The following is a 3,484-nucleotide window of genomic DNA, read 5'->3' as shown; positions in this document are numbered from 1 at the left end:
ACTACTACCTGCAGCAGAAGGAGTTCGTCGAGCACTCCAACCCCGAGCGCACCCGCGCGAACGAGGTCGAGGAGACGCGCGAGAAGAACCTCTTCGACGGCATCGACCGCTACGAGAAGACCGGCGAGATCGACGAGAGCACGTTCTACGCGGGCAGCCACGGCGACTGGATCGCTGACCTGGCAATTGCCCTGAAGAACGACACCAAGCAGCGCTTCCTGGTTATCTGCCAGAACAAGGGCGCCATCCCCAACATGCCCTACGACGCCATGGTCGAGCTGCCCGCCTACATCGGCAAGAACGGCCCCGAGGTCATCAGCCGCGACAACATCCCGCTGTTCCAGCAGGGTCTCATGATGCAGCAGCTGAACTCCGAGAAGCTCGTGGTCGAGGCCACCATCGAGGGGTCTTACGAGAAGGCGCTCAAGGCCTTCACGCTGAACAAGACCGTGCCGTCGATGAAGGTCGCCAAGGAGGTCCTCGATGACATGATCGAGGCCAACAAGGGCTTCTGGCCTGAGCTCAACTAAGAGCGAACCTGGGCCCCGTCTGCGCGGCAAGAAGTGCGCGGGCGGGGCCTCTGGGACAAAAGGGACGGGGGATTCTGTCCCAGGGCTACCAGTCGAGGTCGTGCTTCTCGGCATAGGCGCGGGCATCGGCCTCAAACCAGGCCTGTGCCTGGCACCAGGCGATGAAGTCGGGCGTATCGGCGATGATGACCTCGGCCTCGTGGACCGCGGCGAGCGCCTCGTCGAAGCTGCCAGGTGCGAGCTCGGGCCGATCGGGAAGAAACACCTCAACGTACATCGGCTTTAGCAGCGCGTACGCCGCGCCCTTGGTGAGCTGCCCGTATCCGCGCAGCGCGCGCCGCGCGGCGGGCATGCGGCCGAGCTTGTACAGCAGAAGGCAGCGCGCAAGGTTGCTCCAGGCATTGCCCTGGGACCAGCGGGCCTCGAGCGCGTTCAGGCCCTCCTCGTCCTCGAGCCGCGCGTACGCGAGCGCCGCGGTGTTGCGCGCGCCGAGCGGGTCGCTGTCCTTCTCGGTCGCGCGAAGGACGGACTCGGCGGCGTCGCGCGCCATCTTCCAACAGGCCGCGTCGCCGCAGGTCCGCGCGACGGCGGCGCGTAGCCGCAGACGCGGGCGGCTCCACACGTCGCCCCACTCGAGCTGGTCGACCGGTCGGTCGTCGTCTTTGAACTTCTCCTCAAGGTCGAGAAGCGCGTCGAGCAGCTTGTCGGGCCTCTCGATGGTCGCCAAGGCGCGCAGCAGGTGCGCGTCCAAGCAGCCGGCGTCCAGCTCGATGGCCGCATCGCAGGCCTTCGCGAGCACCTCGAACCGCTTGGCGCGCGCGGTCATGTACTGGTCGTCGTCGAGGAGGTCGTCGTCGCGCGCTGACTCGTTGAACTTCCGCAGGGTCTTGCCGAGAATGACGTAGGCCTTCTCGGCCGGGTCGTCGACGTAGGCCTCGGGGTCCTGCTTCACGGCAAGAAGAAGCTCCTGGTAGGCGGCATCGGACATCTGCCCGAGTTTTTGCCTGCGGCGGCTCGCGCAGCGAAGGATCAGCTCTTCGCGGAAATTCAATTCTGCTCGCCTCCCTGTGTGCCGAGCTGGGCCTTGACCTGCTCGTCTAACCTGCGCGCCTCGGCGAAGGCGGAGGGCCGCAGGCGCGCCGTGTTCTCGACGAGCCAAGTGCCCAGGATGCCGCGTCCCGTCGGGTCGTTGCCCTCCTGGAGCAGCACGACGGACTCAGAAAGCGCGATGACGAGCTCGTCTTCGCTGTTCGGCTGGGTGCTCAGGCGCGCGAACTCGCCGTCGGGGAGCTCGTTTTGGCGGATGAGCGCCACGGCGCCGGTGGGGTAGGCGCGCAACAGGCGGCTGAGCACCTCGCGCGCGACCACGTGCTTGTGTTGCTTGAAGGCCAACGAGATCCGCGCGAGGAGCATCCAGGCGTCGTTGGCGCCGCGCCCCGCGTAGATGGAGGGGTACGCGTGCTCGAGCTCGTCGAGCGCCGGCTCGTCCTCGAGCTTCGCCAACCCGAGCGCGAGCGTGAACCGCGCGTCGGAGATGTCGGTCGGGTCGATCTGGATGAGCTTGCGGGCGAGGTCCACGCACTGCCGGTTGCGCCCGCAGATGAGCGCGAGCTCAGCCATCGACGCGACCCAGCGCAGGTGCGGGCGCATGGCGAGGTCCGCCGCAAGGGCGGCGCGGTCGGGCTCGTCGTCGGCCGCCAGGGCAGCGTCGCGTGCGGACTCGCAGGCTTGGCGGACGCGCGGCTCCTCCTGCGCGAGGAAGTCGTAGCGCGCGCTTATGCTGGGCAGCTCGTTGGAGGAGCGCATGCGGACTGCGTCGAAGCAGTCGGGGTCGAGCGCGAGGGCCTCGTCGAGCAGGCGCCTTCCCTGCGCTACGAGCTCCTTCGCGTGTTCGGCGTCGGCGAAGGGGAGCTGGTAGTCGATGGCGTCCGCCGCGAGCGAGACGAGGTGGAAGGCGCGGTCGGCGTCGGTCTGCGGCAAAGAATCGCGGTCGGTCGCGAAGCGCTGGCCGAACCCGGCGAACGTCTTCATGGCGCGCAGCGGCTCTTCTTTGTCCAACTCACGAATAAACCGCAGGCCAAGGCGCTGATAATCCTCTTTGCGCGCGTCGTGCGCCATGCTCGCCCCCTTGAGTCCGGACCTTCTCGCCGGCCGATCAGGCAGCGAGCCTGTAACTAATCTATATTACCCAACAAGGTGTCCGCTCATACTGTTCTGGCGCATAAAACCGTCTGCCAGTCTGTGAACGGTAGCTGGCTCCCCGTCGGCCCCACGGTGCTAACCTAAAGGCGTTTGGGGCATGGCATTGTTTGAACAAACCCCAGATGAGGTCCTTTTTTTTTCTTAGCCAAAGAGCGTCGCCGCGTGCGCGCGACGGCCTCGAATCCGGCACGGGGGTGCCGGCACAGGAATTGGAGGAGAGTCATGGGACGTTTTACCAACCCGCGCGACCTGTATTTTGGTGAGGGTGCCCGCCATGAGGTGAAGAACCTCAAGGGCAAGAAGGCCATCATCGTCTCCGGCGGCCACTCTATGCGCCGCGGCGGCTTCCTGCAGGACGTCGAGGCCGACCTCAAGGCCGCTGGCATGGAGGTCAAGCTCTTCGAGGGCGTCGAGTCCGATCCTTCCATCGAGACCGTCATGAAGGGCGCGGCCGCCATGCGCGAGTTCGAGCCCGACTGGATCGTCGCCATCGGCGGCGGCTCCCCGATCGACGCCGCGAAGGCCATGTGGGTCTTCTACGAGTACCCCGACGAGTCGTTCGACAACATCATCCAGCCGTTCAGCTTCCCTGAGCTGCGCCAGAAGGCCAAGTTCTGCGCCATCTCGTCGACTTCCGGCACCGCGACCGAGGTCACTGCGTTCTCTGTCATCACCGACTACGCCAAGGGCATCAAGTACCCGCTGGCCGACTTCAACATCACCCCTGATGTCGCCATCGTCGACCCCGAGCT

Annotated in this window: 3 protein-coding genes and 1 pseudogene; 2 read left to right on the top strand and 2 right to left on the bottom strand. The window is 66.0% G+C overall.

From position 1 onward, the window contains the following. Positions 1-530, top strand: a pseudogene (locus ACT84W_RS10065) (6-phospho-alpha-glucosidase); the annotation flags it as partial. Positions 531-615: 85 nt separating this feature from the next. On the opposite strand, the gene ACT84W_RS10060 reads toward ACT84W_RS10065, so the two are convergent. After that, the gene (locus tag ACT84W_RS10060; RefSeq protein ID WP_444329111.1) at positions 616-1,581 is read right to left on the bottom strand and encodes a hypothetical protein; all 966 of its coding nucleotides are present in this window, start codon (positions 1,579-1,581) and stop codon (positions 616-618) included. Then, entirely contained in the window at positions 1,578-2,648 is a 1,071-nt protein-coding gene (locus tag ACT84W_RS10055; RefSeq protein WP_444329110.1) for a response regulator receiver protein, read from the bottom strand. The genes ACT84W_RS10060 and ACT84W_RS10055 overlap by 4 nt, the downstream gene beginning before the upstream one ends. Before the next feature lie 306 nt (positions 2,649-2,954). On the opposite strand from ACT84W_RS10055, the gene ACT84W_RS10050 reads away from it, so the two are divergent. Continuing rightward, the coding region (locus ACT84W_RS10050) for an iron-containing alcohol dehydrogenase (RefSeq protein WP_444329109.1) at positions 2,955-3,484 on the top strand (530 nt) is incomplete at its 3' end.

Origin of the sequence: Paratractidigestivibacter sp. (assembly GCF_052362415.1) — a bacterium.
In the GTDB taxonomy this organism is placed as follows: domain Bacteria; phylum Actinomycetota; class Coriobacteriia; order Coriobacteriales; family Atopobiaceae; genus Paratractidigestivibacter.
Note: the sequence above shows the minus strand (reverse complement) of the source record. Positions and strands in the feature narration are given on the sequence as shown.

Coding starts and splice junctions, on each gene's coding strand:
- ACT84W_RS10055 (WP_444329110.1), bottom strand. CDS start 2,648: ATGGCGCACGACGCGCGCAAAGAGGATTATCAGCGCCTTGGCCTGCGG.